General features: G+C 37.7%; 21 protein-coding genes. 15 read left to right on the plus strand and 6 right to left on the minus strand.

Annotated features, from left to right (window positions below; translation table 11 throughout):
• The first annotated feature begins 6 nt into the window (after positions 1 to 6).
• Entirely contained in the window at positions 7 to 1,080 is a 1,074-nt protein-coding gene (locus JM81_RS16070) for a DUF1611 domain-containing protein (protein ID WP_144804909.1), read from the plus strand.
• Positions 1,077 to 2,144 carry a mandelate racemase/muconate lactonizing enzyme family protein gene (locus tag JM81_RS16075; RefSeq protein WP_144804911.1) on the plus strand — a complete coding sequence of 356 codons (1,068 nt, stop codon included), beginning with the start codon at positions 1,077 to 1,079 and terminating at the stop codon, positions 2,142 to 2,144. The genes JM81_RS16070 and JM81_RS16075 overlap by 4 nt, the downstream gene beginning before the upstream one ends.
• 41 nt (positions 2,145 to 2,185) lie before the next feature.
• Here JM81_RS16075 and JM81_RS16080 read toward each other — a convergent pair whose 3' ends face one another.
• Genes JM81_RS16080 through JM81_RS16090 form a run of 3 tightly spaced genes read right to left on the minus strand, consistent with a single transcriptional unit; the run spans position 2,186 to position 5,063 of the window.
• The gene (locus tag JM81_RS16080; protein ID WP_144804913.1) at positions 2,186 to 2,995 is read right to left on the minus strand and encodes an amidohydrolase family protein; all 810 of its coding nucleotides are present in this window, start codon (positions 2,993 to 2,995) and stop codon (positions 2,186 to 2,188) included.
• Between the two features lie 33 nt (positions 2,996 to 3,028).
• On the minus strand, positions 3,029 to 4,339 hold the full coding sequence (locus JM81_RS16085) for a HEPN domain-containing protein (RefSeq protein WP_144804915.1): 1,311 nt from the start codon (positions 4,337 to 4,339) through the stop codon (positions 3,029 to 3,031).
• A gap of 40 nt (positions 4,340 to 4,379) precedes the next feature.
• Entirely contained in the window at positions 4,380 to 5,063 is a 684-nt protein-coding gene (locus JM81_RS16090; protein ID WP_089259555.1) for a cell division ATP-binding protein FtsE, read from the minus strand.
• Between the two features lie 156 nt (positions 5,064 to 5,219).
• Here JM81_RS16090 and JM81_RS16095 point away from each other — a divergent pair, with 156 nt between their 5' ends.
• The 4 genes from JM81_RS16095 to JM81_RS16110 all read left to right on the plus strand — a co-directional run bounded on the left by JM81_RS16095 (position 5,220) and on the right by JM81_RS16110 (position 13,404).
• Positions 5,220 to 8,237 (plus strand): tetratricopeptide repeat protein, encoded by a 3,018-nt coding sequence (locus JM81_RS16095; protein WP_144804917.1) that lies wholly within the window; start codon positions 5,220 to 5,222, stop codon positions 8,235 to 8,237.
• Positions 8,238 to 8,266: 29 nt separating this feature from the next.
• Positions 8,267 to 10,024 (plus strand): TonB-dependent receptor, encoded by a 1,758-nt coding sequence (locus tag JM81_RS16100; RefSeq protein WP_144805672.1) that lies wholly within the window; start codon positions 8,267 to 8,269, stop codon positions 10,022 to 10,024.
• A 160-nt stretch (positions 10,025 to 10,184) separates the two neighbouring features.
• Positions 10,185 to 12,191, plus strand: a complete 2,007-nt coding sequence (locus JM81_RS16105; RefSeq protein ID WP_144804919.1) for a hypothetical protein — start codon at positions 10,185 to 10,187, stop codon at positions 12,189 to 12,191.
• A 136-nt stretch (positions 12,192 to 12,327) separates the two neighbouring features.
• A complete protein-coding gene (locus JM81_RS16110; protein ID WP_186435594.1) occupies positions 12,328 to 13,404 on the plus strand; it encodes an OmpA family protein in 1,077 nt (358 codons plus the stop codon).
• Here JM81_RS16110 and JM81_RS16115 read toward each other — a convergent pair whose 3' ends face one another.
• Positions 13,405 to 14,187: an NIPSNAP family protein gene (locus tag JM81_RS16115; RefSeq protein WP_144804923.1), complete on the minus strand. Its 783-nt coding sequence runs from the start codon at positions 14,185 to 14,187 to the stop codon at positions 13,405 to 13,407. It abuts the gene before it with no gap.
• A 161-nt stretch (positions 14,188 to 14,348) separates the two neighbouring features.
• Here JM81_RS16115 and JM81_RS16120 point away from each other — a divergent pair, with 161 nt between their 5' ends.
• The 7 genes from JM81_RS16120 to JM81_RS16150 all read left to right on the plus strand — a co-directional run bounded on the left by JM81_RS16120 (position 14,349) and on the right by JM81_RS16150 (position 21,432).
• Positions 14,349 to 15,656, plus strand: coding sequence for an MFS transporter (locus JM81_RS16120; protein WP_144804925.1), 1,308 nt, complete (start codon positions 14,349 to 14,351; stop codon positions 15,654 to 15,656).
• A gap of 187 nt (positions 15,657 to 15,843) precedes the next feature.
• A complete protein-coding gene (locus JM81_RS16125; RefSeq protein WP_144804927.1) occupies positions 15,844 to 16,323 on the plus strand; it encodes a hypothetical protein in 480 nt (159 codons plus the stop codon).
• Positions 16,324 to 16,332: 9 nt separating this feature from the next.
• The gene (locus JM81_RS16130; RefSeq protein ID WP_144804929.1) at positions 16,333 to 17,832 is read left to right on the plus strand and encodes a sensor histidine kinase; all 1,500 of its coding nucleotides are present in this window, start codon (positions 16,333 to 16,335) and stop codon (positions 17,830 to 17,832) included.
• Between the two features lie 5 nt (positions 17,833 to 17,837).
• Positions 17,838 to 18,263 (plus strand): response regulator, encoded by a 426-nt coding sequence (locus JM81_RS16135; protein WP_144804931.1) that lies wholly within the window; start codon positions 17,838 to 17,840, stop codon positions 18,261 to 18,263.
• A gap of 140 nt (positions 18,264 to 18,403) precedes the next feature.
• Positions 18,404 to 19,165 carry an NYN domain-containing protein gene (locus tag JM81_RS16140; RefSeq protein WP_089259563.1) on the plus strand — a complete coding sequence of 254 codons (762 nt, stop codon included), beginning with the start codon at positions 18,404 to 18,406 and terminating at the stop codon, positions 19,163 to 19,165.
• Between the two features lie 98 nt (positions 19,166 to 19,263).
• Complete coding sequence (locus JM81_RS16145; RefSeq protein WP_144804933.1) at positions 19,264 to 19,704, plus strand: hypothetical protein; 441 nt, start codon at positions 19,264 to 19,266, stop codon at positions 19,702 to 19,704.
• Between the two features lie 99 nt (positions 19,705 to 19,803).
• Positions 19,804 to 21,432, plus strand: a complete 1,629-nt coding sequence (locus JM81_RS16150) for an amidohydrolase (RefSeq protein ID WP_144804935.1) — start codon at positions 19,804 to 19,806, stop codon at positions 21,430 to 21,432.
• Between the two features lie 61 nt (positions 21,433 to 21,493).
• Here the strand turns inward: JM81_RS16150 and JM81_RS16155 are convergent, their stop codons facing one another.
• Positions 21,494 to 22,033: a DUF2911 domain-containing protein gene (locus JM81_RS16155; protein ID WP_144804937.1), complete on the minus strand. Its 540-nt coding sequence runs from the start codon at positions 22,031 to 22,033 to the stop codon at positions 21,494 to 21,496.
• A 241-nt stretch (positions 22,034 to 22,274) separates the two neighbouring features.
• Between JM81_RS16155 and asnB the strand changes: the two genes are divergently transcribed.
• Complete coding sequence (gene asnB, locus JM81_RS16160; protein WP_144804939.1) at positions 22,275 to 23,939, plus strand: asparagine synthase B; 1,665 nt, start codon at positions 22,275 to 22,277, stop codon at positions 23,937 to 23,939.
• 74 nt (positions 23,940 to 24,013) lie between these two features.
• Here the strand turns inward: asnB and JM81_RS16165 are convergent, their stop codons facing one another.
• A complete protein-coding gene (locus JM81_RS16165; RefSeq protein WP_089259567.1) occupies positions 24,014 to 24,199 on the minus strand; it encodes a CsbD family protein in 186 nt (61 codons plus the stop codon).
• Between the two features lie 408 nt (positions 24,200 to 24,607).
• Between JM81_RS16165 and gyrB the strand changes: the two genes are divergently transcribed.
• Positions 24,608 to 26,548 (plus strand): DNA topoisomerase (ATP-hydrolyzing) subunit B, encoded by a 1,941-nt coding sequence (gene gyrB / locus JM81_RS16170; RefSeq protein ID WP_144804941.1) that lies wholly within the window; start codon positions 24,608 to 24,610, stop codon positions 26,546 to 26,548.
• Positions 26,549 to 26,603 lie beyond the last annotated feature (55 nt).

The following is a 26,603-nucleotide window of genomic DNA, read 5'->3' on the forward strand; positions in this document are numbered from 1 at the left end:
CGAGAGATGAAAAAAGTGATAGATGGTAAGGCTCTGGTGTACTGTGAAGGTGCCTTTAATACGCCCAATGGAAAAACCGCCCATGGTTTGGTCCGTTTTACGGAGCGCTACGAGATAGTTGGAGTCCTAGACGAAAAATATGCGGGTAGGGATGCCGGTGATGTATTGGACGGTAGACCTAACGGAATACCCGTTTTTAAAGACATTGAAACGGCCATTTCAACACTTGGCGCAACCAATCAGTTGCCTAGTTATTTGGTCATTGGCCTTGCGCCAGATGGAGGCCGATTGCCTCTAGTGGCCAAATCTACGATCAAGGCAGCATTGCAACAGGGTTGGAACGTAGATAGCGGTCTACATGATTTTTTGACCAATGATCCGGAATTGGTGGCTTTGGCCAACGAGAAAAAAGTAACGATCAGGGATATCAGAAAAACGCCGGATCGCGATAAACTCCATTTTTTTACCGGGGATATCGAAAAAGTGGAATGTTTAAAATTAGCGGTATTGGGTACCGATTCTGCTTTAGGCAAACGGACCACAGCTTGGATTTTGGTACATGCATTCCGTAAGGCGGGCAAAAAGGCCGAAATGATCGGAACGGGACAAACCGGCTGGATGCAAGGTGCAAAATACAGTATGGTCATGGATAGCTGTATCAATGATTTTGTTTCTGGCGAGATAGAACATGCCGTGGTGAGTGCCTACAAGAATGAGGATCCGGATGTTATTGTAATTGAAGGCCAAGGTAGTCTTATGAACCCGGCGTATCCTGGTGGTTTTGAAATTCTGGCCGCAGGAAGACCGGATTATGTCATTCTGCAACATGCGCCCAAACGTATGGAATATGACGGTTTTCCCGGATATAAAATGCATTCGCTAGAAGAACAGATCAATGCAATACAGGTAATTTCAGGTAAGGAAGTCATTGCCATTACCGTGAATCATGAAGGAATGGAAAAAAGTGAAATCTTGGACGTTTGCAAGGCAATTACCCTAGAGACCAAATTGCCGGCCTATGATGTGTTGGAGTATGGGGCAGAAGACCTGATTGCACTTTTAATGACCAAACTTAAATGAGAATAACCCATATTTCATATGAGCGTTTGGACCTTAAACTTTCCGATCCTTATACCATTGCGTACGAGACTATTGATCGCACTAGTAATTTTATCCTGAAAATTGAAACCGATGGTAAAATTGTTGGGTATGGTTGTGCCGCTCCCGATCCTGTGGTCACCAATGAATCTCCGGCGGAGGTTACCCATGCCATTAAAAATATCATTATTCCTTATTTGATAGGGAAAGACCCATTTACTTATGCCTTATTGTTGTTGGAGTTAAAACAGTTATTGGGCAAACGTTCTTCTGCCTTGGCCATGGTAGACCTGGCATTGTTTGATATAATGTCCAAAAAGGCAGAAGTACCTTTGTATAAATTTTTGGGAGGATACCGTAACCACATTGCCACAAGCATTACTATTGGTATAATGGGGGTAAATGAAACCTTGGCCTATGCGGGTACATTTATTGAGCAGGGTTTTACGATTTTGAAAATTAAAGGCGGTAACGATCTTGAAGAGGATATTGCTAAAATGCGGATGCTGCATGAAAAATACCCGGATATAGCTTTACGATTTGATGGTAACCAAGGTTATTCCGTTAAGGAATCGGTAGATTTTGTCAAAGCGACCGCAGCGATTGGGATTGAAATTTTTGAACAACCCACCAAAGTGGAATCAGAGGAACGATTGGGTGAAGTTACCGATCAAGTTAGTATTCCCGTTATGGCAGATGAAAGCCTAAAAACATTGACAGATGCCTTTCGTTTGGCACAGAACGAACGTGTGGATATGGTCAATATCAAACTTCAAAAAGTTGGGGGTATCTGGGTAGGAATGCATATTAATTCCGTGGCAAAGGCGGCCAAGCTAGATGCCATGGTTGGTTGTATAGACGAGTGCGGATTAGGTATAGCTGCAGGTTTGCACTTTGCCTTATCAAGGCCTAACATAGTATATGCAGATTTAGACGGTCATTTAGATATTATAGATGATCCTTTTCATGCTATTTTTAAGTTGGAAAAAGGAATTTTATATCCTACCGAGCAATATGGATTGGGTTTTTCAGAGGCTAGTTTGTAATACCTGAAATTTGGGTATTCATAGGTGTTTTGGAATTGTATCTACAGTTGACTAATATCAATTTTAAAAAGTTCAGCAGCATTTTTCCAAAGAATGAGTTCTTTCTTCTCGTTTGATAAATCAAGTTGATCCATGAATTTTAGATACGATTTCATATTCGAAATAGGCCAATCGGTACCATAAAGTAGGTATTTAGGGTCGCCAGCATAAGTAATCATTTCTTCGATTTCCTTTTTCATGTAGCGTTCAAACTTATCTGAGAAATCACCCAAAACCAATCCGGATATATCTGCGTAGACATTTTTGTTTTTATAAACGACCTCCATACAATCCTTGATCCACGGATTACCCACATGGCAAATCACGATTTTTAACTCTGGATAGTCAACAGCCAAATCATCAATATGAATAGGGTGGGAGTATTTAATTTTACCAGTTGGGGCATAGGTGTCACCAGAATGAAACATTACAGGTACATCATATTCAATCGCCATTTCATACATTAATTTGAAACGAATATCATTCGGGTAAAATGGCTCATAACCTGGGTAGAATTTTAAGCCTTTAATGAATCCTTTTTCAAGGTAATCGCTAATCTCAATAACATCTCTGTGGTTATAGTGTAAGTAACTAATACCTGAAACCACCCCAAGATTATTATACCCTTTTATAGCTTCTACAACATGTTTGGTACTTGGTCTATGTTCATTGACTTTATATGACGTGAGTACTAAAGAATAATCAATGTTATTATCCTTCATGTTTTGTGAAAGCTTGTCTAAACTTTCGTTTAATGACACCACTCTATCTTCATGATAGTTGTTTATATGGGTATGTACGTCTATAATCATTTGTTGTTATATTTATAAAGGATTTTTAAAAGTTTAATCTTCAAAACGCATTCTGTCATTAGATTGATATAAACTATTAATTTTTTCACCTGTTTCAATCAGTAATTTTTCAATCAATTTATTTTTTATCCCTAAGATTCTGTAAACATTTATTTTAACAACAGTTTCAATAAAAAAAGAGGCATATAGCATATCGAATTCATCAAAAATATTTTTACTATTTCCTCTGTGTACAAGATAGTTTCTAGTTTTTACGATTTTCGATATGTAATTTTTCACATTTTGATTTTCAGGAAGTAAATGTGAAAAATCAGCTTCATAATTAGTTAATCTATTCCGAAAGTTAGGTTCATTTATATGTGCTAAGTTATTTTCTATCAATTTCCTCAAATCATTATTTTCAATTGATTTTAATATATTTTCCTTAATAGATTTGAATTCAGACTTATCGAATAGTTTGTAATTATTGAATCTTCTATGTAATGTTTCAATCGCAAAACAATTATTTAGAAAATAATTTTCATAACTTAATTGAGTATTGATTGTTTTTTCTAAAATTAATTCTATGCTTGTGTGTAAGTCCTTTTTGTCAAACCAATTATGGATGATTTCGTTCAATTCTAATTTAATATCCTCAAACGTAATTTTTGGATTTATATAGGATGGAGATCCTAACGAATTACTACCTGCCCAAAAAAGGGTGATGCCTAACTCCTCTTTTCTATTGAAAGTTGTGTCATCAATTTTAGTATCTCTATTGGATAAAATAAAAAAAATTTTTTTTAATTCTTTTATTAAATGGAGGTAATCCCAAACATTAATATCTTTATTTAAAGAGCTGATTTTTAAACCAATATTTTCTTTGAAATTGATTTCATTAAATTCTCTCTTTAAACTTATATTGTGGGAGGGAAAAATTTCTATTGTATAATTATCTGATTTATAAATGGTGATTCTCTTAACCTTTTTAATTGATAAATCTTTTCCAGTAAAGTTTATAGACGAAATTTTGGTCCAATCAAGTAAACCTGACATCTTTATATTTACATTGTCGAAATAAATAGACTCGGGCTTATGAATATGTCCACCCTTAAATAAGTATTCTACATTATACTTCTTAATTATTCCGCCTGCACCACTGGACCTTGCTGTGTTTTGACAATTTACTAAGGTGATTTTTCCAATTCCATTGAAAATACCAATAATTGTTTTTATGTTATTGAAATTGCGTTCTGTTGAAGGAAACTCTATTTCTATATTATCTTGTGATATTGAAAGTCTAACAGAATCAATAAAATCGACTTTATTATAAGGCGAAACTATTTTTCCAATATAATTCTCCATTCACGTTCTATTTAGGTCATAATGAGCTAACATTTTTTAATTAAACCGCTCTCTGTACCACCTCAAACACCTTATTGGCATCACATTTAATTGTCTTTGCCGGGTATTTAAGAATTAGGGCATAATCATGCGTTGCCATAAGAATGGTCCTGCCAGATTTATTGATTTCCTGTAAAACTTTCATGACCTCTACACTGGTTTGTGGATCCAAGTTTCCGGTAGGTTCATCGGCAATGATCAATTCCGGGTCATTTAATAAAGCACGTGCTATGGCAATTCGTTGTTGCTCACCACCAGAAAGTTCATGCGGAAATTTAAAGCCCTTTGTCTTCATGCCCACTTTTTCAAGCACGTTCAATACCTGGGTATCCATTTTGGCCTTGTCCGTCCATCCGGTCGCCTTTAGGACAAACAACATATTTTGATTAATGTTCCGGTCTGGTAAAAGTTTAAAATCTTGAAAAACAATTCCCAATTTTCTTCGTAAAAACGGAATATCCTTTTCCTTTAAGGTCTTTAGATCGAACTCCACAATATGGCCTTCCCCTTTTTGCAACGGTAGATCGCCGTACAAGGTTTTCATAAAGCTACTTTTGCCACTTCCGGTTTTACCGATCAGGTATACAAACTCTCCTTTTTCTATTTTTAAACTTACTTCGCTCAATACCAAACTTTCCTTTTGAAATATAGAGGCATCCTTAAGTTCTAAAACAATCTCTCCCATAGTGCTAATGTTGATATAAAAGTAATAAGTATCTATTGATTATAATGAACCCTTTTTCAAATTCTTTTCTTTTGCAGTGGTATTGCACATACTTAGGAACAATTTTTGCCGTTATCACATGTGATAACCGGTATATTTAAATAGTAACAGAACACTATGTTTAAAAAAATCACCGCTTTCTTTCCAATGGTGTTGGGTTTGGTTGCTTTGGCCACTGCCCAAGAGACTAAAATTTACACGCACGAACAGAAAGCTTTTCAAGACGCCTTAGCGCTTTACAACAACGAACAGTACCAAGCGGCACAAACCATTTTCAATAAGGTCAAAGTGTCCACAAAAGATGAGGAGACCGCTGCCAATAGTGCCTACTATGCAGCCAATGCGGCAGTGCGGTTAAATCAAATTGGTGCAGATAGATTAATGGAGGATTTTGTTGAAAAATATCCTACCTCTACTAAACGGAATTCCGCTTTTGCCGATGTGGCCGAATACTATTTTCAAACGGGAAAGTATCCGTATGCCTTAAAATGGTACGATAAGGTGGACCAAGGTTCATTATCACGTGGAGAAATGGACAAGTTCAATTTCAACTACGGGTATTCCCTGTTTTCATCACGCAAAACAAAACAGGCCGAAAAATACCTTGAAAAAGTCACCACATCACCTGTTTATGGTTCGCAGGCCAAATATTACCTAGGCTATATCTCATATCAGGAAGATGATTATGAAACGGCCAATGAACGTTTTGACCAAATTACCGATCAAAACGTATTAGAGGAAAAACTGAGCTACTATCAGGCAGATATGAATTTTAAGCTCGGTAAATTTGAGGAAGCCATTGCCTTGGCCAAAAAACAATTGCCAAAATCTGACAGAAAGGAAGTTTCTGAACTCAACAAGATCATTGGTGAAAGTTATTTTAACCTTGATCAGTATGAAAACGCCATTCCTTATTTAAAGGAATATAACGGCAAAGGGGGTAAATGGAGCAATACGGACTATTACTATCTTGGATATGCCTATTACAAAGGCGGGGACTATGCAAATGCCATTGCCCAATTCAATAAAATTATAGGCGGTACCAACAGCGTGGCTCAAAATGCATACTACCATTTGGCGGAATGTTATTTGAAACTGGATAAAAAGCAGGAAGCATTGAATGCCTTTAGAAATGCTTCGCAAATGGACTATAATGCAGAGATTCAGAAAGATGCATTTTTGAATTATGCACGTTTAAGTTATGAAGTGGGTAATGCTTACGAGGCGGTACCTGCGGTAATAACAAATTATTTGAAAACCTATCCTAATGATGAGCATCAACAAGAAATGCAAACTTTGCTTGTAGATTCTTACATCACATCCAAAAACTTTGCGGGCGCAATGCAGTTATTGGAGGAGAACAGAAATTATGCCAGTAAGATCGTTTACCAAAAAGTGGCATATTACAGGGGTATTGAACTGTATATGGAGGGCGATTATATGGCAGCTTCCGATAGTTTTGGCAAATCACTTGCAAGTGCGGAAGATATGCTGTTCAAGGCAAGGGCAAATTATTGGAAGGCCGAAGCCGATTATAACAGCAATAAATTTGATGAAGCGGCAAAGGGTTTTATGGCCTTCAAGAACAATCCATCCGCAAAAAATACCGAAATGTACAAGGATATAGACTATAATTTGGCATATGCCTTTTTTAAGCAAAAGGAGTATACCAATGCCATTACCTATTTTGGGTCATTTGTAAAAAACAGGGATGTAGAGGTAGAAAAATTGCACGACGGGTTTTTAAGGTTGGGAGATAGCTACTATGCTACCAGTAAATATTGGCCGGCAATAGAAACTTATAACAAGGCCCTTGAACTGACCGGACCGGAGAAAGATTACGCTGCTTACCAAAAAGCCATGAGCTATGGTTATGTTGACCGTAGTGCCAGTAAAATTGAAAGTTTAGAAATGTTCGTGGCACAATATCCACGTTCCAGTTTTAAGGACGATGCGCTTTTTGAACTGGGGAACACCTATGTTGCCCAAGGTAAGGAAAGTGACGGATTGGAAGCTTACGATAGATTGATCAAGGAATATAGGGGTAGCTCATTAGTGCCACAAGCCTTGATGAGGCAGGGTTTGGTGAATTACAATGCCAACCGCAACGATGCCGCATTGGTAAAGTTTAAAACGGTTGTTCGTGATTTTCCTAAAACCCAAGAGGCTATACAGGCAGTGGCTACCGCAAAATTGGTCTATGTAGATCTGGGCAGGGTAGATGAGTATGCAGAATGGGTTCGCGGTCTTGATTTTGTTGAAGTGACCGATGCCGAGCTGGACAATGCAACCTTTGATGCCGCACAAAAACAAAATCTGGACAGAAATATAGATGCGGCCATACGTGGGTATACCAATTATATTCAACAATTTCCAAACGGTCTACATGCGCTTGATGCCAACTTTAGTTTGGCCCAACTCTACTTTGGTAAAGGAGAAAAAGATAAGGCACTTCCTTACTATAAATATGTGGCGGACCGTAGTACTAGTGAGTATGCCGAACAAGCCTTGACAAGGGTCTGTGAGGTATATATTGGTAAGGATGATTATGCAACCGCAATGCCGTATTTGTTAAAATTGGAAAACCAGGCCAACATTCAACAGAACAGGACTTTTGCCCGTTCCAATTTAATGAAAGGCTATTATGGACAGCGCAACTATGAAAAAACATTGGAATATGCGGATAAGGTTTTGGCCACTTCAAATATTGATAACCGTATTAAGAGTGATGCGCAAATTATGATCGCACGTTCCGCCATAGCTACCAATGACGAGACAAAGGCAAAAGCTGCGTATGCAGAAGTATTAAAGATTGCATCTGGAGCCACTGCTGCAGAGGCATTGTATTATGATGCCTATTTTGAGCATAAGGAAGGATCGTATGAAAATTCTAACATTGCCGTACAAAAATTGGCAAAGGACTACGCTACCTATAAGGAATGGGGCGGTAAAGGGTTGGTTTTAATGGCCAAAAACTACTATGCCCTTAAAGATGCCTACCAGGCTACCTATATTTTGGAAAGTGTCATAAACAATTTTGGACAGTATCCGGAAATCGTGGAAGACGCCAAAGCGGAGTTGGCAATCATTAAATCTAAAGAGTCCCAAAGTAATTCATCGGTTAATCCTAATTAAACATCATGTACACCAGTAAAAGAACACCTATGTACAATAAATATATTATTGCCTTAATTTTTCTGTCCCTTGGCATGCAAATTGGTTTTGCCCAAGATGATGAGGACAATGATTTGGGCACGGAGACAGTAACGGTTACAAAAGCATATACGCCAACCGTGTCAGACGCATTTAAAATTAAATCGGTTCCCAATTTGAACGATTCTATCGTTTTGCAAAAGAAACCCATTACCTATAGTATTTTTTCGGTACCTGTAGCATCTACCTTTACACCTTCAAAAGGAACGGCGTCTACCGTAGAAAAACTACCACCACCACAGTTATTTAATTCCTATGCCTCTTTTGGAGCGGGTAACTATGGCAATGTGCTAGGTGAGTTTTACACAAGTAGGACCATTAATAGGGATGAGAATTTTGATATAGGTTTTAATCACCTATCATCTCGTGGTGGAATTAAAGATGTGGAATTGAAAGATACCTTCTACGATACAAGATTGGATGCATCATATGCAAAACGTGACCGTGATTTGGATTGGGGAGCGGCTATTGGTCTGCAACATCAATTATACAATTGGTACGGAATACCTGAAGGGGAATTTAGCGATAGTGAGCTGAGCGGTATAGATGAAACACAAAATTATTTTATGGGTGAAGCAGGTGCCCATATAAATGTAGAGGACGCTTATTTCAAGAGAGCGGATATAAAGTACCGTAGGTTTTTTGATGCGTTAAGTTCAGGAGAAAATAGGGCGATTTTAACGACTGGTTTTGAATTCCCCATGAATGAAGAGGCTTTTGGCGTTAAGCTAAAAGTTGATTATGTTGGGGGTTCTTTTGCTAACGATGGCTATGGCCCTGCCGTTAATTCTTCACCAATTGACTATAGTAATTTACAGGCAGGCATTAATCCGTCATTAAAAATGCTCCGTGATGATTTGTCTTTAAATCTTGGTATAAATGTGGTGTACGGAATGGATTTGGAAAACAGCGAAAGCAACTTTTATATCTATCCAGCGGTAACGGCATCTTACAGATTATTAGATGAATCTGTTATTGCTTATGGTGGTGTAACCGGAGAATTAAAGCAAAACTCGTATTATGATTTTGTGGAAGCCAACCCGTTTGTGTCACCAACATTGCTTGTAGCGCCAACCGATAGTCAATATAATGCCTATGTTGGATTTAAAGGGCAACTGTTACCTAATTTAAGTTATAACATTAAAGGATCGTATGCGGCAGAAAATAGAAAACCGTTATTTATATTAAACCCACAAGAAGATTCTAGAAGTGAAGATAACGGATATTTTTTAGGGAATTCCTTCAGGGTGTTTTATGACGATATAAAAACCCTTGGAATCTTTGGGGAACTAAATGTAGATGTGAACCGTAATTTCACCTTAGGTGTCAATGCCGAAGTGTATGACTATACCACGGAAACGGGTAACCCCGCCTGGAACTTACCTAATTTAAAAGCCTCATTATTCATGGATTATCAAATTGGCGAACAATGGTTTATGGGGGCCAATCTGTTTTATGTTGGAGAAAGAGAAGATTTTGCAAGCGATACAAATTCTGGTGCGGCCATTCCACAACCAGGTATAGATACCCCAATTACATTAGAAGGGTATTTTGATGCCAATGCACATGTAGGTTATAGATTTAACGACCAGCTTTCTTTTTTTGTAAAAGGGGCCAACCTATCAAACAATCAGTATCAGCGTTGGGCCAATTTTCAGGTCCAAGGTATTCAAGTGCTTGGAGGAGCTACTTATAAGTTCGATTTTTAGGACAAATTCCAAACATTTCAAAACCGCTAAACCGTATGGTCTCCATCTAAGTTTAGCGGTTTTTTCTTTTAATAAATATTTAACAATTGGATTAAAACCTTGCTTGCATATTCTCGTAGGTAGGGGTGCCCAACTATTAATTAATATAATCCAATTAAGTATGAAAAAATCAGTTTATTTATGTGCAATGTTAATTACATTGTTATTTGTTGCATCATGCAGTGATGATGATAATATGGAAATTCCAACCGCGGAAACTTGTGACGACGGCGTTATGAACGGTGACGAGACCGGTGTGGATTGTGGAGGTTCTTTATGTGAACCTTGTGAGGACGGTATGACCGTTTTAGGTCGTAGAACAGACCTTTTTGTTACCAATAACAATAATGGTAACATTTCTAAATTTAGTATTACAGGAGATTCGTTGGTTACCTTGGTCACTACTACTACAGCGGCAGAAGGTATCTATTATGACGCATCTTCGGATATTGTGGTACAGGCATCAAGGTCCGCTTTATTATTGGAAGCTTTTTCAGAAGTATCTACGCTTATGGACGGTACAGTCGTAACACCAAGTGGTACGGGTAGTGCAGATCTGGAAAGCCCAAGGGAACTGGCAGTTAATGGTTCTACCTACGTAGTGGCAGATAATGGTTCCAATAGATTTTTTGTTTATGAAATGAACGGTACGGGATTGTCCTTAACGAACACTGTTGAGGTACCATTTCCGGTATGGGGTATTGCCTTTAAAGGAGATGACCTATATGCCGTAGTGGATACAACAGGAGATTTGGCCGTATTCTATAACTTTCTTTCAAATGCTACGGATGGTATAGTTAGACCATCAAAAAGAGTTACAATTGAAGGTATTGTAAGAACGCACGGTATTGTGTACGATGGGTCTGATGATGTTATGGTCTTGACCGATATTGGTGATGCTGCAAATACTTTAGATGATGGTGGATTTCATGTCATTACCGATTTTTCTTCCAAATTTGATGCACTTTCAGATGGGGAATTGCTACCGGTAGGAATGCAGGTACGTGTTGCCGGACCATCTACTTTAATGGGTAACCCAATTGACGTTGCTTATGATTCAGAAACTGATGCAGTGTATATTTCAGAAATTGGTAATGGAAAAGTTTTAGGTTATACAGATATAGGCTCCGGTGGTAATCTAACCCCTTCTTTTAATAAGGATTTACCGTCTGCATCCTCTATATATTTCAGTAGTGATGAAACTGATGGTAATACCGGCGATTCTACTACTGCTAGGTCAACTAGCTTATATGTAACAAGTACTGCAAATGGTAATGTTAGTGTCTATAATGCCAACGGAATGTTGACTAAAACAGTAGTTACAGGTTCAGATTCTTCTGAAGGTATTTATTACAACGCCATGAACGATGCTATTATACAAGCGTCAAGGTCAGGCATGGCTTTGGAGTATTATGGAAGTTTTGCTGCGGTTACAGATTTAGCAAATTTAGTTGCTGATTTTACCGGTGGTTCAGATTTAGAGAGCCCAAGGGAGATTGCCGTTTTTGGTAATAAGGTAGTTGTTTCCAGTAATACTGAAAACAAGTTTTATGTATACGAGTATAATGGTTCAAGCTTTAATTTGTTGAATACGTTCGATGCAGGTTTCAATACTTGGGGCATAACCTTTATGGGGAACACTTTATTGGCTGTAGTGGATTCTACGAGCGATCTGGCGGTCTATGAAGACTTTTTGGCTACGAATACTACAGACGGGGCCATTACACCTACTAAACGAATTACTGTTGATGGTATAGTTAGAACACATGGTATCGATTATAGTGAAGCTGATGATGTATTGGTAATGACAGATATAGGGGATGCTGCTGATGCTAATACCGACGGTGGTTTTCAGGTAACCCAAGATTTTTCAACTAAATTGGGTGCTATTGAAAATGGAGGTGCACTGGCACTTTCTGAGCAGACAAGGGTAGCAGGTTCATTGACACAAATGGGTAATCCTATAGATGTGGCCTATGATCATAATACAAAAACGGTGTTCATTGCCGAAATTGGTAATGGTAAGGTTCTCGGATTTTCAGATGCCTTGAATGCAAATGGTAATATTGCGCCAGCGGTCAGTAATGACCTTGCTTCTGCTGCATCGTTATATCTGTACAATAACTAAAAGGTTTTTGGTTAGGTTTTGGATTGTTGAAAATGCCTTTTCCATATTTGGGAAGGGCATTTTTTTGTTTTAGGTATAGAAAACTTTCCTATGGACACTTTTTACTACTTTAGGGTGCAATACCGACCCAATGTTGTTGAACACACTAAATAAAGTAATAGTTCTACTCTTGTTATTTGGCAGTACTACTGTTCTTGGCCAGAACGTAGTGGTAAATCCAAGTTTTGAAAAATTTGTTCAATGCCCGGTCAAGCTTGGAAACCTAGCTCAAGATGTTAGCGATTGGAATATGCCTACCCTTGGTTCTACTGATTATTTTAATGGCTGTAGTACCGCAATGGGGACACCCAAAAATTTTAACGGTCAACAGTCCGCAGATTTTGGGAAGGGCTATGTAGGGTTTTATATGTTTGCCCCGGATAATTATAGGGAATATATTCAGGGCAAGCTGTTTTCTACCTTGGATAAAGGCAGACGTTATACGGTTACGTTTTACATTAGTCTGGCAGAACGGTCAGATTTTGCAGTGAAGCAATTTGGTATACGTTTTTCTGAATTTCCGGTGTCCATAGAGACCTCAAAAGTGCTATCAAATATGCATTTTTCAAAAGTAGAAGGGGATACTTCCAATAAACTGGAAATTAAGTATTCCAAATTTTTTGCGGATGAGGTTGAATGGGTAAAACTTTCAAAGGAATTCGTTGCTAATGGAACAGAAAACTTTATCATCATCGGTAATTTTTACAACGATCGGAGAACACAAAAATATCAGACCAAAAGAAAATTGACCAAGGGGTCTTATTATTATCTTGATATGGTTTCGGTTACACCTATCGATAGCTTGGACCGGTCCACTCCCAATTATGAATTGGATAGTGTTCATGTTTTCAAGGATGTTCATTTCAATTTTAATAAAAGCACCTTTAAAACCGAGTATCAGCAAGAATTGAATGGTATTGTGCAGTATTTAAAAAACAATCCTAATTTAAAAATCACCATCACCGGCCATACAGATTCCATAGGAACAGAGATATTCAATAAGGAATTGTCCCTAATGAGGGCAAAGGAGGTAGGTCGCTTCTTAACCGTAAATGGAATTCAAGGAGATAGAATTCATATTCAGGGTCATGGTAGTGCTAAACCTATAGCTTCTAATAAAACAAAAGCCGGTAGATTGCTCAACCGGCGTGTAGAATTTATTTTGGAAAATTAATTAATAATCAGAATACGGGGTTGGGTACAACAAATCTTTATCTAATTTGTTCATATTGTTCTGGTATTTTTTCATGGATGAAATTTCTTTCCACTTGGGTGAATCGCTAAAATTTTTCCACAAGTCATTTCGTTTGTTCATATCCGAAAATGTAGTCATATACATAAGATTGGGCATGCGGTCACCAGAAATCACTTCTGCATAAAAAACGGCATTAAAGCCCAAACTTTCAAAAAGTTCAACCTCTCCACCTTCATTGAACATATGTACCTTGTTCTTGTACAGGGCTTCAGTAGGAGATTCGTAACTTCTTAGTTCATAGACTCTGTCCTTCCTTGGGCCTTCAACGGTAGTAGGTCTCATTTTGGGCATATCAGGGAAAGCACGCATTAACACGGAATTAATGCGCTCGTAAGGTGGATTGTCAAAACTAGCATTAATATAATCTGCACCTTGGGTTAAATGGGCTTTGTCCAATGCCAATAATTTCTCGGTGCTTTCAAATTCGGCAAGTGATTTATAAGGTATTAAAATGTATATTTTATTACTTGGTATAAACTTGTCGTTATGCATTTTAAATACACCTATGTGGGGTATACCCATTCTTTTTAAAGCAGGTAGGTACGCCTTTTCCAAATAGTGGTCCATACGTTGTTCTTGATCCTCGTTTTTTATGGTATAGGTTTTAAGTTCGTAGAACTCCCTTTCCTGTGCGTACCCTTGATTGGAACACGCCATCATAATGATTGTTGTTAATAGTAAGAATGATTTCCAAGTATTCATAGTTGAAATTTATGTTGTTAGGTTTAGAAAGTTAGGTATAAAATCTTTGACCTTAAATCTACCTTGTTTAAACTTTTTATAACGATTTTCTCAAGTTTCCTTAGGCCGTTAATTTTATGGGCTAGTGGCTATGGTGTATTTTTACTGTCAGTAACCAGCATATGTTTAACCACCTGTTTCAAAAGCAACTAATAGATCCCGCCAAAAGTCCCGTTTTTTATGGGTATGTTATTCTAGTAATAGGGACCATTGGTATTTATTGCAGTATACCCGGGCAGACTATTGGTGTTTCTGTTTTTACCGATCCGGTTAAAGATGCCTTGGGCCTATCTAGAAATCAGTTTAGTAATGCCTATATGATAGGTACCATTGTTAGCTCTTTGGTCATTGGTAGGGCAGGAGTATGGTTTGATGTTTATGGGGCGCGCTATGTAGCTTTTTTTGCGGCTCTTACTTTAGGGTTGACCCTATTTTTATGCTCATGGTCAGCGTCCATGAGTACGTATATTAAGGAGTTGTTATCCGTTGATACCTGGGTTGTGCCGTTTGTATTAATGACTATATTATTTTTTATGTTACGCTTTGCCGGTCAAGGTGTATTGACAATGGCATCCAGGAATGTAATAATGATCTGGTTCGATAAAAATAGGGGTAAGGTCAATTCTTTTAGTAGCGTTGCCCTTTCTTTTGGTTTTTCGTCTTCACCCTTATGGATCAATGGTTTGATCGAAGGTTATGGATGGTCGCAAACTTGGCAGTTTTTGGCCTTAGGATTATTGTTCTTTAGCATATTGATATTCCTTTTTTATAAAATATCACCAGAAAAGCACGGTTTGCTGCCCGATGGTGTCAATCATTTAAATACGCAAGAGCAACGGAAAACTACCGTGCCCAAACAATTTACGTTAGAGGAAGCCAAAAAAGAGCGTGCCTTTTGGATGTACGGACTTACCTTGGCCTTTAATAGTTTTTTTATCACGGGCCTTACTTTTCATATTGTTTCCATTTTTACCTTACAAGGATTTGTAAAGGAAGATGCCATTGCAATTTTCTTGCCCGGCTCTGTTGTAGCGGTAACCGTTTCTACTTTGTTTAACTTTTTAAGTGATTATTTACCCTTAAAATTATACCTCTATTTAATGTTATTGGGCGGTATTTTGGCCTCATTGGGGTTTTTATTGTTATCTACTCCAGTTGGTGTACCTATGCTAATTGCTGGCTTTGGCACACTTGGTGGTTTTTTTGCGGTATTGAATGCAGTAGCTTGGCCTCGTTTCTTTGGTAGGACACATTTAGGGAGTATAACAGGTAAAATTATGAGTTTTTTGATATTGGCAAGTGCATTGGCACCAAGCGTGTTCAGTTTTTGTCTTTCTACTTTTGGCTCTTACAAAATGGTCGGCTTTTTAGGATTGGCCTTTTTGCTTTTTTTGGCCATTGGCTCAATTAAGGCTAATAATCCTCAATAACTTTTTGTTTAAAGCATTCTTCAAATGATTGAACTCTATAGGCATAATAGGTATTTCTTCAATGAATATAGACATTGAACGGTTAGGGTATTACAACATCTTTTGTACTATATTAGTATTTTATTGTAGGAAAAGGTGACCATAGTAAGTGCAGTTTATTTAAAGACTAAATCTTAAAAGTTTAAGTATGAATGAAATTATAACTTTTTTGCAGCAACTTTTTGACACATCTGATTGGCCGCCAAGATGGGTCTGTGGTAAATGGAGCGATTTTCATGGATGGCTGTACGTAGGTAGTGATGTAGCCATTTGGTTGGCTTACTTTATTATTCCTGTCGTAATAATTTGGTTTGTCCAAAAAAGACCCAAAGTGCCTTTTTTACCTGTTTTTTGGCTTTTTGCCGCTTTTATAATTTTATGTGGCGCCACTCATATTCTAGATGCAATAATCTTCTGGTGGCCAGCATATAGGTTAAGTGCTTTGGTACGGTTATTAACGGCAATAATAAGTTTTGCGACCGTATTTGCTTTGATCCGTGATTTGCCCAAATTGTTGGATGCGAAAGCACCAAATTCGGTAGATGATTTTGAAAATTCAAGATTAAGATTGGAATTGGAAGAAAAGGATGCTGAAATATCTCAGTTGAAAAAACAACTGAAAATATAGGTTTCGTTTATGGCCGATCAAAAAGCAACGCCTTTATATGTTAAGAATGCCATATTGTTTTCAATTGCGTTCTTAATTGCGGCAATAATTTACATTATAGATATTAATGTGCCTTCCAGCATTGCTATTGGGGCCATTTATAGTTTGGTTATATTATACAGTTGGATACTTCCCACAAAAAACATATCTATTTATATAGGAATTTTATGTACTATATTGATAATTCTGGGTATGTCGAAAAAATCAGCGTCCTTACCACAAGGAAGTCTAGAAGGGTTCAATACATTTATAGCCATAATAGTAGTTTGGGTTTGCGTTACTTTGGTATCGGCGGCAAAAAGTGGTTATGCAGGCTTGGAAAAGGTATTATCACTTCTGGAAAAAAAGGTGTTTGAAAGGACCAAGGCATTGTTAAAGAGCCAGAAGGAACTAGAAATCAGTGAACGTATCTATAGCTCCTTATATGAAAACTCCAATGAGATGCTGGCTAGTATTAAAAATAATAATGAGGTAATTCGTTGTAACGAAACCCTTGCAAACAAATTAGGGTATTCCAAAGATGAAATTTTAGGAAGGTCCATAGAGTTTTTACACCATGAAAATAGTTTGGCCAACTTAAGGAATTCCCTTAAGGGATATAACGAGGGTAAGAGTATCAAAAATGCGGAGCTTCAATTAAAAACTAATTCAGGTAAGGACATAGATGTAATTTTAAATGTCTCCTCATCAAAGAACAATAATGGTACCATAGCCTTTAAGCGATTTAGTTGGACCGATATTACTGAGCTCAAGAGAATTGAAAATGAACGGATTGCCTATGCGGAAAAACTTGAGGCTAAAAACAAGGAACTGGAACAGTTTGCATTCATAGCTTCACATGACCTACAGGAACCCTTACGGACGGTTACCAGTTTTTCTGAGCTATTATCAAATGAATATAGAACTCAATTTGACGAGACAGGAAAGGATAGCTTAAATTTTATTTTGGAAGCTACCGGAAGAATGCAGAATTTGGTCAAGGCATTGTTGGATTATAGCAGAATTGGAAAAGATGCAGAAATGCAACAGGTTAATTTTATAGAAATAATAGAAGATCTAAAAAAAGACTTAAGTTTAAAAATAACGGAAACCAATACACTCATTGAATATGATGTTGTGGATGTTGCGGTAATGGGATATAAAGATGAGGTACGCCAACTTTTTTTAAACCTTATTTTGAATGCCATAAAGTTTGGTAAAAAAGAAGTGAGTCCTATTATAAAGATAAGCTCCCTTAAAAAACAAAATGAAATACAGTTTTGTATAGCGGATAACGGTATTGGTATTTCCAAGGAACATCAACATAAAATTTTTAAAATATTCAAAAGATTGCACTCACGAAATGAATACGATGGTACGGGTATTGGCCTAGCCCATTGCCAAAAGATTATTGACTTGCATGGAGGCAAAATTTGGGTAGAATCTTCCTTGGGAAAAGGAAGTAAATTTTTCTTTACACTTAAAACATAACCATTATGATACCTTTAAAAAAGAAATTAAGTTGCATTTTGCTCATAGATGATGACCATGCTACCAACTATATCCATAAACGCGTAATCAACAAGGCAGAGATTACCGAGAAGATTGTTGATTTGGAAAGTGGGTATGATGCCTTAAAGTATTTGGAACAAACAGATTTTGAAGCATATCCAAGACCAGATATTATATTTCTTGACATTAATATGCCCGGCATGGATGGATGGGAGTTTTTGGAAGGTTATGAGAATTTAAGTGTTGAGCAAAGAAGTAAGATTATATTGGTAATGCTTACCACATCCTTAAACCCAGATGATAAAAATAAATCAGACTCCATTTCAACGATTGACGGATTTAAAAATAAGCCGTTGACCCATGAAATTCTTCAGGATGTTATAGATGAATACTTTGCGGATCATAAATAAATTAGGCTAAAGTTTAAAATCATGGAGTACGTATGTCCCAACATCGCTTATTAGCCAATGGCGGCATGTTAAATTAAGAATCAATTTTATAACGTTATTTATTACAGGGTAAACCACTTATCTTTACATAAAACAACCTTATGGATTTAAATTTGGCAGTATTGATAGATGGTGATAATATACCATCTGCATATGTAAAGGAAATGATGGAGGAAATTGCCAAATATGGTAATCCAACCATAAAAAGAATTTATGGGGATTGGACCAATCCGCGTTTGGGAAAATGGAAAAACGTGCTACTTGAAAATGCAATTACCCCGATCCAGCAATATGGATATACCCAAGGTAAGAACGCAACGGATTCAGCCATGATTATAGATGCCATGGATATTTTGTATTCAGGTAAGGTCAATGGTTTTTGTATTGTTAGTAGTGATAGTGATTTTACCCGTTTGGCAACAAGGTTGAGAGAGGCCGGTATGCAGGTATTTGGTATTGGCGAGCGTAAAACGCCAAATCCGTTTATTGTTGCTTGTGACAAGTTTATTTATATAGAAATATTGAAGAGTAGAACAGAGGAAGAGTCTATAGATACCAAAAACGAAACCCCGGCTACTAAAAATACGGTAGATAAGATTACGCCAAAAGCACTACGTTTTATAGCAACCACCATAGATGATGTCGCTGACGATGATGGGTGGGCCTTTTTAGGTGATGTAGGTAGTTTGCTGCAAAAAAAGCAACCCAATTTTGACTCTAGAAACTATGGTTTTCAAAAGTTGACCCCATTGATCAACTCCATTCCTCATTTTGAAATTGAACGCAGGGAAGATTCTAAAGGACGTAAAAAACTTATTTACGTAAAGATTAAGGAAAAAAAAGCCCCTAAGTCTAAAAAATAACCGCTCCTAACATACGTATAGCGTCTCATAAAGCAATTGGTACATAAAATATTATGTTAAAACATACGTTTTAAGAACATAATTGAATGTTGAGTCCAATGCTTATAGCGCACATTGTAATTAAAATTATCGTTTTTCTTCAAGTTATACTACTTGCTCCATCTGTAATGAATGATAGTTTAAATTTAAAAAACGAAGATAAAATTGTAGCTGCCGGCAAGCATTCACCGGACAGTGCTTTGGGAGTTTGGCGCTTTTCATTTGGTAACGAAAATATCAGTGAAGTATATAAGGACGGCGTATTGTTCGTAACCAAACAAAATGGGAGCTATGATGTTGCTATGAAATTCAAAAATGGGGTTTTAACTGGTCAAGATGTTGAAATCAATGAGAACGCCATCAAATTTAATGTCAATATTGATGGGCTTGAACGAGTTTCATTTGTACTTCTTTTGGATGGCAATCGTATAGTTGGGGAAAGTTATTCAGCAAAAGGCGCTAGCAAGATTTATGGTAAACGCCAAGTGCCTGTGCGTTAAAGATTTAAATCTTTTTTAAAAAATTTCTTAGTTTTCAATATTATTTTGACATCTTTAAATGATGTTAACTATATTATTGTTCAACTAAACTTCCCAATTTTGAAAAAACTTATTCTTCTTCTTCTATTCGTTGTGATATCCGGATGTGAACATTTTAAAGAGAAGGTAGACCTTATCATCGTAAATGCCAATGTGTATTTGGTTGATGAAAATTTTGGTAAAGCCCAAGCCTTTGCGGTTCATGATGGTAAATTTTTGGCTGTGGGCAGTAATGATGAAATTAGGGATATATATACCTCTGATCAACTGATCGATGCGGATGGCAGAACAATTACACCGGGACTTATTGATGCACATTGCCATTTTTATGGTTTAGGGCTAAATCAGCAGGTGGTGGATTTAGTGGGGACCACAAGTTTTGATGAAGTATTACAAAAAGTCAGGGCATTCCATAACGCAAATCCTAAATCATTTTTAAGGGGCAGGGGATGGGACCAAAATGATTGGGAGGAAAAGGAATTTCCTACCAAAGCGGAATTGGATACCATTTTTCCCGATATACCTGTTGTTTTGGAACGGGTAGATGGTCATGCCTATTTGGTAAACCAGAAAGCGTTGGACATGGCCGGTATAGACTGGAGTACAAAGGTAAATGGCGGGGAAATTCAAAAAAAATGGAAAGATGGCTTTTCCGGTATTACCGGAGTTCTTATTGATAATCCTATGTTGCTTATAGATAGTATTATGCCTTTGCCGACCAAACAGGAAAAAATAAAAGCATTAAAGGATGCCGAACGAATTTGTTTGAATCATGGACTTACTACGGTAAACGATGCCGGTATAGATAGGGAAACAATAGAATTGATCGATAGTTTACAACAGGCCGGTGATTTGTCCATCAGAATATATGCTATGGTTAGCAATAACAAGGAAGATGTCGATTATTTTATCAATAAAGGACCTGTAAAGACCGATCTGTTGAACGTACGTTCCGTAAAAGTCTACGGAGATGGGGCTTTAGGTTCTAGGGGTGCGGCATTAAAACAACCATATAGCGATTTGCCGGCACACTATGGTGCTATGGTAACCTCTGTAGAGGAATTAAATCGTTTGGCCAATAAATTGGCAATTTCAGAATACCAAATGAATACACATGCTATTGGTGATTCAGCAAATATTGCGGTTTTAAGGGCCTATAAAAAAGTATTGGAAGGAACTACCGACAGAAGATGGAAAATAGAACATGCCCAAGTGTTGGAAACAACGGATTTTGACCTTTTTAAAGAAGGTATAATTCCTTCGGTACAGCCAACACATGCTACGAGCGATATGTATTGGGTAGAAGACAGATTGGGCGATCGTGTTAAAGGTGCCTATGCTTATAAGACCCTTTTGAATAAGGCGGGCATGGTTGCATTAGGGACTGATTTCCCTGTAGAGGATGTGAGTCCGTTTTTGACCTTTTACGCAGCAGTAGGTAGAAGGGATACCAGTGGTTACCCAGAAGATGGTTTTCATATGGAAGAAGCTTTGACCAGGGAAGAAGCTTTAAAGGGCATGACCATCTGGGCGGCATACTCCAATTTTGAAGAGAACGAAAAGGGAAGTATTGAGCCCGGTAAATTTGCGGACTTTGTCATTTATAGTGAAGATTTAATGACGGCCCCATTAGAAAATATACCCAATATTCGTGCGGAGCAGACTTTCGTAAACGGTATAGTACGTTAAAGAAATAAAAACCCCGGTTAAAACTTTAACCGGGGTTTCTAAATCGTATGGATAATTTACTTTAAAGCATAATAGGTACGGCTACCCTGATTTTATCCCAACCCATTACCATATGGGCACCACCTTCAACCTCTTTAAAGGCAATTGAAAATTCCTCTATTGAAGAGGTGTCGCTACCATTTGGAACTTTAATACGGGCAACATCTGCACTTTCATCATAAAAATAAGAACCCCATTGATTTAATTTTTTGTTCAAAATTACGGTCCATTCCTTTTCACCTGGCATGGTGAACAAGGCGTAAGTCCCGGCTTTAATGTCCTTTCCGCCAAAGTTTACATCCTTATAAAATGTAATTTCAGGGGCTTCATTGGCACCGGTTCTCCATACTTTATTGGCAGGAGCAAGTTCTGCCATAGAACGGCCTTTTAATTGTGGTCTACTGTAAATAATACGTACAGCTTTATCCGCTACTTTGTAATCAGTAGGAAAAGCGGCCATGTCCATAGGACTTTTGTCCATTCCTGAAAAATCTTGCGCCGTAGCTACCGTTGTTAGTAGAAGCGCAAACATTGAAGTTGCTAGTAAAGTTAGTTTTTTCATAATTCTATTTGTTTTAAGTGGCCTAAAATTAAGGAGATTCCACTAGTATGAATAGTAAAAGGAGGTTAAATTTTTATTATTACAATATTGAAAGAAGTGGCAAGTTTTTTGTAAGCTTTTATTTTAATCATAAGTAAAAATAGAATTTATTGTTTTAAATTGTAAGTATATATGTTATATCTGTTTGTTATGTGAAAGTATAAATAGATATTTGTATTCGAAATGTTATAATAATCAGATTATGTGTGGAATAGTATGTGCATTTGATGTTAAGGAAAGTACTGAAGTACTTAGGCCTCAACTATTGGAAATGTCAAAGAAAATAAGACATAGAGGTCCGGATTGGAGTGGAATCTATGCAGATGATAAGGCAATATTGGCGCATGAGCGTTTAGCCATTGTAGATCCGGCTTCGGGTAAGCAACCATTATTGAGTCCAAATGGTAAATTGATACTGGCCGCAAATGGCGAAATTTATAACCATAGGGAATTACGTAAGCAATTTGAAGGCACCTATGATTTTAAGACTGAGTCTGATTGTGAGGTTATTTTGGCTCTGTATCAGGAAAAGGGTGTCGATTTTATTGATGAAATGAACGGTATTTTTGGATTTACCATTTATGATGCCGAAAAAGATGAATATTTCGTTGCCCGTGATCATATGGGGATTATTCCTTTGTACATGGGTTGGGACAAGAACGGTACGTTTTATGTTGCCTCTGAGTTAAAAGCCCTAGAAGGTACATGTACAAAAATAGAACTTTTTCCTCCGGGACATTATTTACATAGTTCTGACGGAGAATTAAAAAGATGGTACAAAAGGGATTGGATGGAGTATGATGCGGTTAAGGAAAACGAAACCAGCATTCAAAAAATAAAAGAAGCCCTTGAAGCTGCGGTGCACAGGCAATTAATGTCAGATGTTCCCTATGGCGTATTGTTGTCAGGAGGTCTTGATTCATCCGTTACTTCCGCCATTGCCAAGAAATATGCTCAAAAGCGTGTGGAAAGTGGAGATACAACAGATGCTTGGTATCCACAATTGCACTCATTTTCAGTAGGTTTGGAAGGTTCGCCAGATTTGGCTGCTGCCCAAAAGGTTGCGGACCATATTGGTACCGTACACCATGAGATAAAGTTTACCATACAAGAAGGGTTAGATGCCATTAAAGATGTGGTATACAACTTGGAAACATATGATATTACCACCATACGTGCTTCTACACCAATGTATTTAATGGCGCGTGTCATTAAATCTATGGGTATAAAAATGGTATTGTCCGGTGAAGGTGCAGATGAATTGTTTGGGGGTTACCTATACTTTCATAAAGCACCCAACGCACAGGAGTTTCATGAAGAAACTGTACGTAAGTTAAGCAAATTGCATATGTACGACTGTTTAAGGGCCAACAAATCCTTGGCGTCTTGGGGTATTGAAGGTAGGGTGCCGTTCTTGGACAAAGAATTTATGGATGTGGCCATGAGAATTAATCCACAGGATAAAATGATCAATGGGGAACGTATGGAGAAATGGGTGGTACGTAAAGCCTTTGAAGATATGCTGCCGGAAAGTGTGGCATGGAGACAAAAGGAACAATTCTCTGACGGAGTAGGGTATAATTGGATTGATACGCTGAAAGAAGTGGTAAACCAAGAGGTGAGCGATGAGCAATTGGCCAATGCCAAATTCAGGTTTCCATTACAAACGCCTACATCAAAAGAGGAGTTTTATTACCGTTCAATTTTTGAAGAGCATTTTCCGTCGGATGCAGCGGCACTTTGTGTTCCTCAGGAAGCTTCCGTGGCTTGTAGTACCCAAATTGCATTAGAATGGGATGAGGCATTTAAAAATATGAACGATCCATCTGGAAGGGCGGTCGCCAATGTACATACAGATGCGTACTAATAAATTAATGATTAGCTGATAAAAAAAAGCCCGGCCAATATATTTGGACGGGCTTTTGATTTAATCCTACCACATTATAGGGCATCTATAAAATTCTTTAGTTTTTCTTTTGATTCCCCTGTTTTTTCCTGTATTCTACCAAGTAACTCATCTGATTTTCCTTCGGCATAGGTAAGATCATCATCTGTAAGGTTGCCATACTTTTGTTTTAGCTTACCTTTTGCAATGTTCCATTTTCCTTTAAATTGTTCTTCATTCATGCTAACTTGTTTTATGATTATAATACTAAGTTACAGGCTATATGTAAAGTAAATCTTAAAAAAACACAATAGAAACGGATACCGTTTAAATTGTAATCAATACAGTCATTTCTTAGGATTGAGTGTTAATTTTTAAGCATTTGCTTAGCATATTGCTACACTAGAATATATTTCGTTTAGGTATTCTTTCTATTTCTATATAAGGTGAGCCAAAGGTCCAGTATTGCCATTAATGGTGTATATGGGACTGTTCAGATACATATGGGCAGGTAATACGTTGTAATTGTTAATTTTCCACAATCATTGTTGATAACTTACCAATGCCCAATGGTCAGAAACACTATATTATATGGGGTATTGCGTATATTTGTAAGATTGCAAAATTTGAAGTAAAACAACCTTAATTTTATGAGCGAAGAAGCAAATAAGAAAAATTATTCGGCGGATAGTATTCAAGCCTTGGAAGGTATGGAGCATGTACGTATGCGTCCATCCATGTATATTGGTGATGTTGGGGTACGGGGATTGCACCATTTGGTCTATGAAGTAGTGGATAACTCCATTGATGAGGCAATGGGCGGTCATTGTGATACGATTAGCGTTATCATCAACGAGGACAATTCTATCACCACCAAGGATAACGGTAGGGGTATACCTGTGGATTTGCACAAAAAAGAGGGTGTTTCCGCATTACAGGTCGTAATGACCAAAATTGGTGCCGGTGGTAAGTTCGATAAAGATTCATATAAAGTTTCCGGTGGACTTCACGGGGTGGGGGTATCTTGTGTAAACGCACTGTCTGATCATTTATCTGCAACGGTATATAGGGACGGCGTAATCTGGCAGCAGGAATATTCAAGGGGTAAAGCCTTATATCCCGTAAAACGAATTGGAGAGACTACGGAAAGGGGAACGGAGGTAACCTTTCATCCAGACGATACCATTTTTACGCAGACCATAGAATATAGTTATGAAACTTTGGCGAACAGAATGCGTGAGCTTTCGTTCTTGAACAAAGGGGTAACCATCAGTATTACCGATAAGCGTCAAAAGGATGAAAAGGGCGAATATGTAAGTGAAACGTTCTTTTCTAATGAAGGGCTTAAGGAATTTGTCAAATTTTTGGACGGTAATAGAGAATCATTGATACAAGGTGTAATAGCCATGGAAGGGGAAAAAAACGATATTCCCGTTGAAGTAGCTATGATCTATAATACCAGTTATACGGAAAACCTTCATTCCTACGTAAACAATATAAATACCCATGAAGGCGGAACGCATTTATCCGGTTTTAGAAGAGGGCTGACGTCTACCCTTAAAAAATATGCCGATGCTTCAGGTATGTTGGATAAATTGAAATTTGAGATCCAAGGGGATGATTTTCGCGAAGGATTAACTGCCATTGTTTCCGTAAAGGTTTCTGAGCCCCAATTTGAAGGTCAGACCAAAACAAAATTAGGTAACCGTGAAGTATCTGCAGCGGTAAGCCAAGCAGTGTCAGAGATGTTAACGGATTATTTGGAGGAGCATCCAGATGATGCAAAAACCATTGTACAGAAAGTAATCCTTGCGGCACAAGCTAGGCATGCGGCTTCCAAAGCGCGTGAAATGGTTCAGCGCAAGAATGTTATGAGCGGTGGTGGACTGCCCGGTAAACTGTCGGATTGTTCTGAGCAAGATCCTGAAAAATGTGAGATATTCCTAGTTGAGGGAGATTCTGCGGGGGGTACCGCCAAAATGGGCCGTGACCGTAATTTCCAGGCCATTCTTCCTTTACGAGGTAAAATATTGAATGTTGAAAAAGCCATGCAACATAAGGTATTTGAAAATGAGGAAATTAAAAATATGTATACCGCTCTGGGTGTAACCATTGGTACGGAAGATGACAGCAAGGCTTTAAACTTGGATAAGTTAAGGTATCATAAAGTAGTTATCATGTGTGATGCCGATGTGGATGGTAGCCATATTGAAACCTTGATTTTAACGTTCTTCTTTAGATATATGAGAGAACTCATAGAAAGTGGACATGTATATATTGCAACACCGCCTTTATATTTGGTAAAGAAAGGTCAGAAGAAGCAATATGCATGGAGTGATAAGGAACGTGATGCCATAGCGGATAGTTACAGTGGTGGTGTAAGCATACAGCGATACAAAGGTCTTGGGGAAATGAACGCGGAGCAATTATGGGATACGACCATGAATCCTGAATTCAGGACCTTACGTCAAATTCAAATTGATAATGCTACAGAAACCGATCGTGTCTTTTCAATGCTTATGGGAGATGAAGTTCCTCCAAGGAGAGAATTTATTGAGAAGAATGCAGTATATGCAAACATTGACACATAGAAAATACCAGTTACACAACAAAAACCTGCGCCTAAAACGCAGGTTTTTTATTTTT

This window comes from Maribacter sp. MAR_2009_72, from assembly GCF_007827235.1.
Taxonomy (GTDB): Bacteria; Bacteroidota; Bacteroidia; order Flavobacteriales; family Flavobacteriaceae; genus Maribacter; species Maribacter sedimenticola.

Excerpts from the sequence above, each read along its gene's own strand:
- JM81_RS16070 (WP_144804909.1), top strand. The coding sequence starts at position 7 with ATGAAAAAAGTGATAGATGGTAAGGCTCTGGTGTACTGTGAAGGTGCC.
- JM81_RS16075 (WP_144804911.1), top strand. The coding sequence starts at position 1,077 with ATGAGAATAACCCATATTTCATATGAGCGTTTGGACCTTAAACTTTCC.
- JM81_RS16080 (WP_144804913.1), bottom strand. The coding sequence starts at position 2,995 with ATGATTATAGACGTACATACCCATATAAACAACTATCATGAAGATAGA.
- JM81_RS16085 (WP_144804915.1), bottom strand. The coding sequence starts at position 4,339 with ATGGAGAATTATATTGGAAAAATAGTTTCGCCTTATAATAAAGTCGAT.
- JM81_RS16090 (WP_089259555.1), bottom strand. The coding sequence starts at position 5,063 with ATGGGAGAGATTGTTTTAGAACTTAAGGATGCCTCTATATTTCAAAAG.
- JM81_RS16095 (WP_144804917.1), top strand. The coding sequence starts at position 5,220 with ATGTTTAAAAAAATCACCGCTTTCTTTCCAATGGTGTTGGGTTTGGTT.
- JM81_RS16100 (WP_144805672.1), top strand. The coding sequence starts at position 8,267 with ATGTACAATAAATATATTATTGCCTTAATTTTTCTGTCCCTTGGCATG.
- JM81_RS16105 (WP_144804919.1), top strand. The coding sequence starts at position 10,185 with ATGAAAAAATCAGTTTATTTATGTGCAATGTTAATTACATTGTTATTT.
- JM81_RS16115 (WP_144804923.1), bottom strand. The coding sequence starts at position 14,187 with ATGAATACTTGGAAATCATTCTTACTATTAACAACAATCATTATGATG.
- JM81_RS16120 (WP_144804925.1), top strand. The coding sequence starts at position 14,349 with ATGTTTAACCACCTGTTTCAAAAGCAACTAATAGATCCCGCCAAAAGT.
- JM81_RS16125 (WP_144804927.1), top strand. The coding sequence starts at position 15,844 with ATGAATGAAATTATAACTTTTTTGCAGCAACTTTTTGACACATCTGAT.
- JM81_RS16130 (WP_144804929.1), top strand. The coding sequence starts at position 16,333 with ATGGCCGATCAAAAAGCAACGCCTTTATATGTTAAGAATGCCATATTG.
- JM81_RS16135 (WP_144804931.1), top strand. The coding sequence starts at position 17,838 with ATGATACCTTTAAAAAAGAAATTAAGTTGCATTTTGCTCATAGATGAT.
- JM81_RS16140 (WP_089259563.1), top strand. The coding sequence starts at position 18,404 with ATGGATTTAAATTTGGCAGTATTGATAGATGGTGATAATATACCATCT.
- JM81_RS16145 (WP_144804933.1), top strand. The coding sequence starts at position 19,264 with ATGCTTATAGCGCACATTGTAATTAAAATTATCGTTTTTCTTCAAGTT.
- JM81_RS16155 (WP_144804937.1), bottom strand. The coding sequence starts at position 22,033 with ATGAAAAAACTAACTTTACTAGCAACTTCAATGTTTGCGCTTCTACTA.
- asnB (WP_144804939.1), top strand. The coding sequence starts at position 22,275 with ATGTGTGGAATAGTATGTGCATTTGATGTTAAGGAAAGTACTGAAGTA.
- JM81_RS16165 (WP_089259567.1), bottom strand. The coding sequence starts at position 24,199 with ATGAATGAAGAACAATTTAAAGGAAAATGGAACATTGCAAAAGGTAAG.
- gyrB (WP_144804941.1), top strand. The coding sequence starts at position 24,608 with ATGAGCGAAGAAGCAAATAAGAAAAATTATTCGGCGGATAGTATTCAA.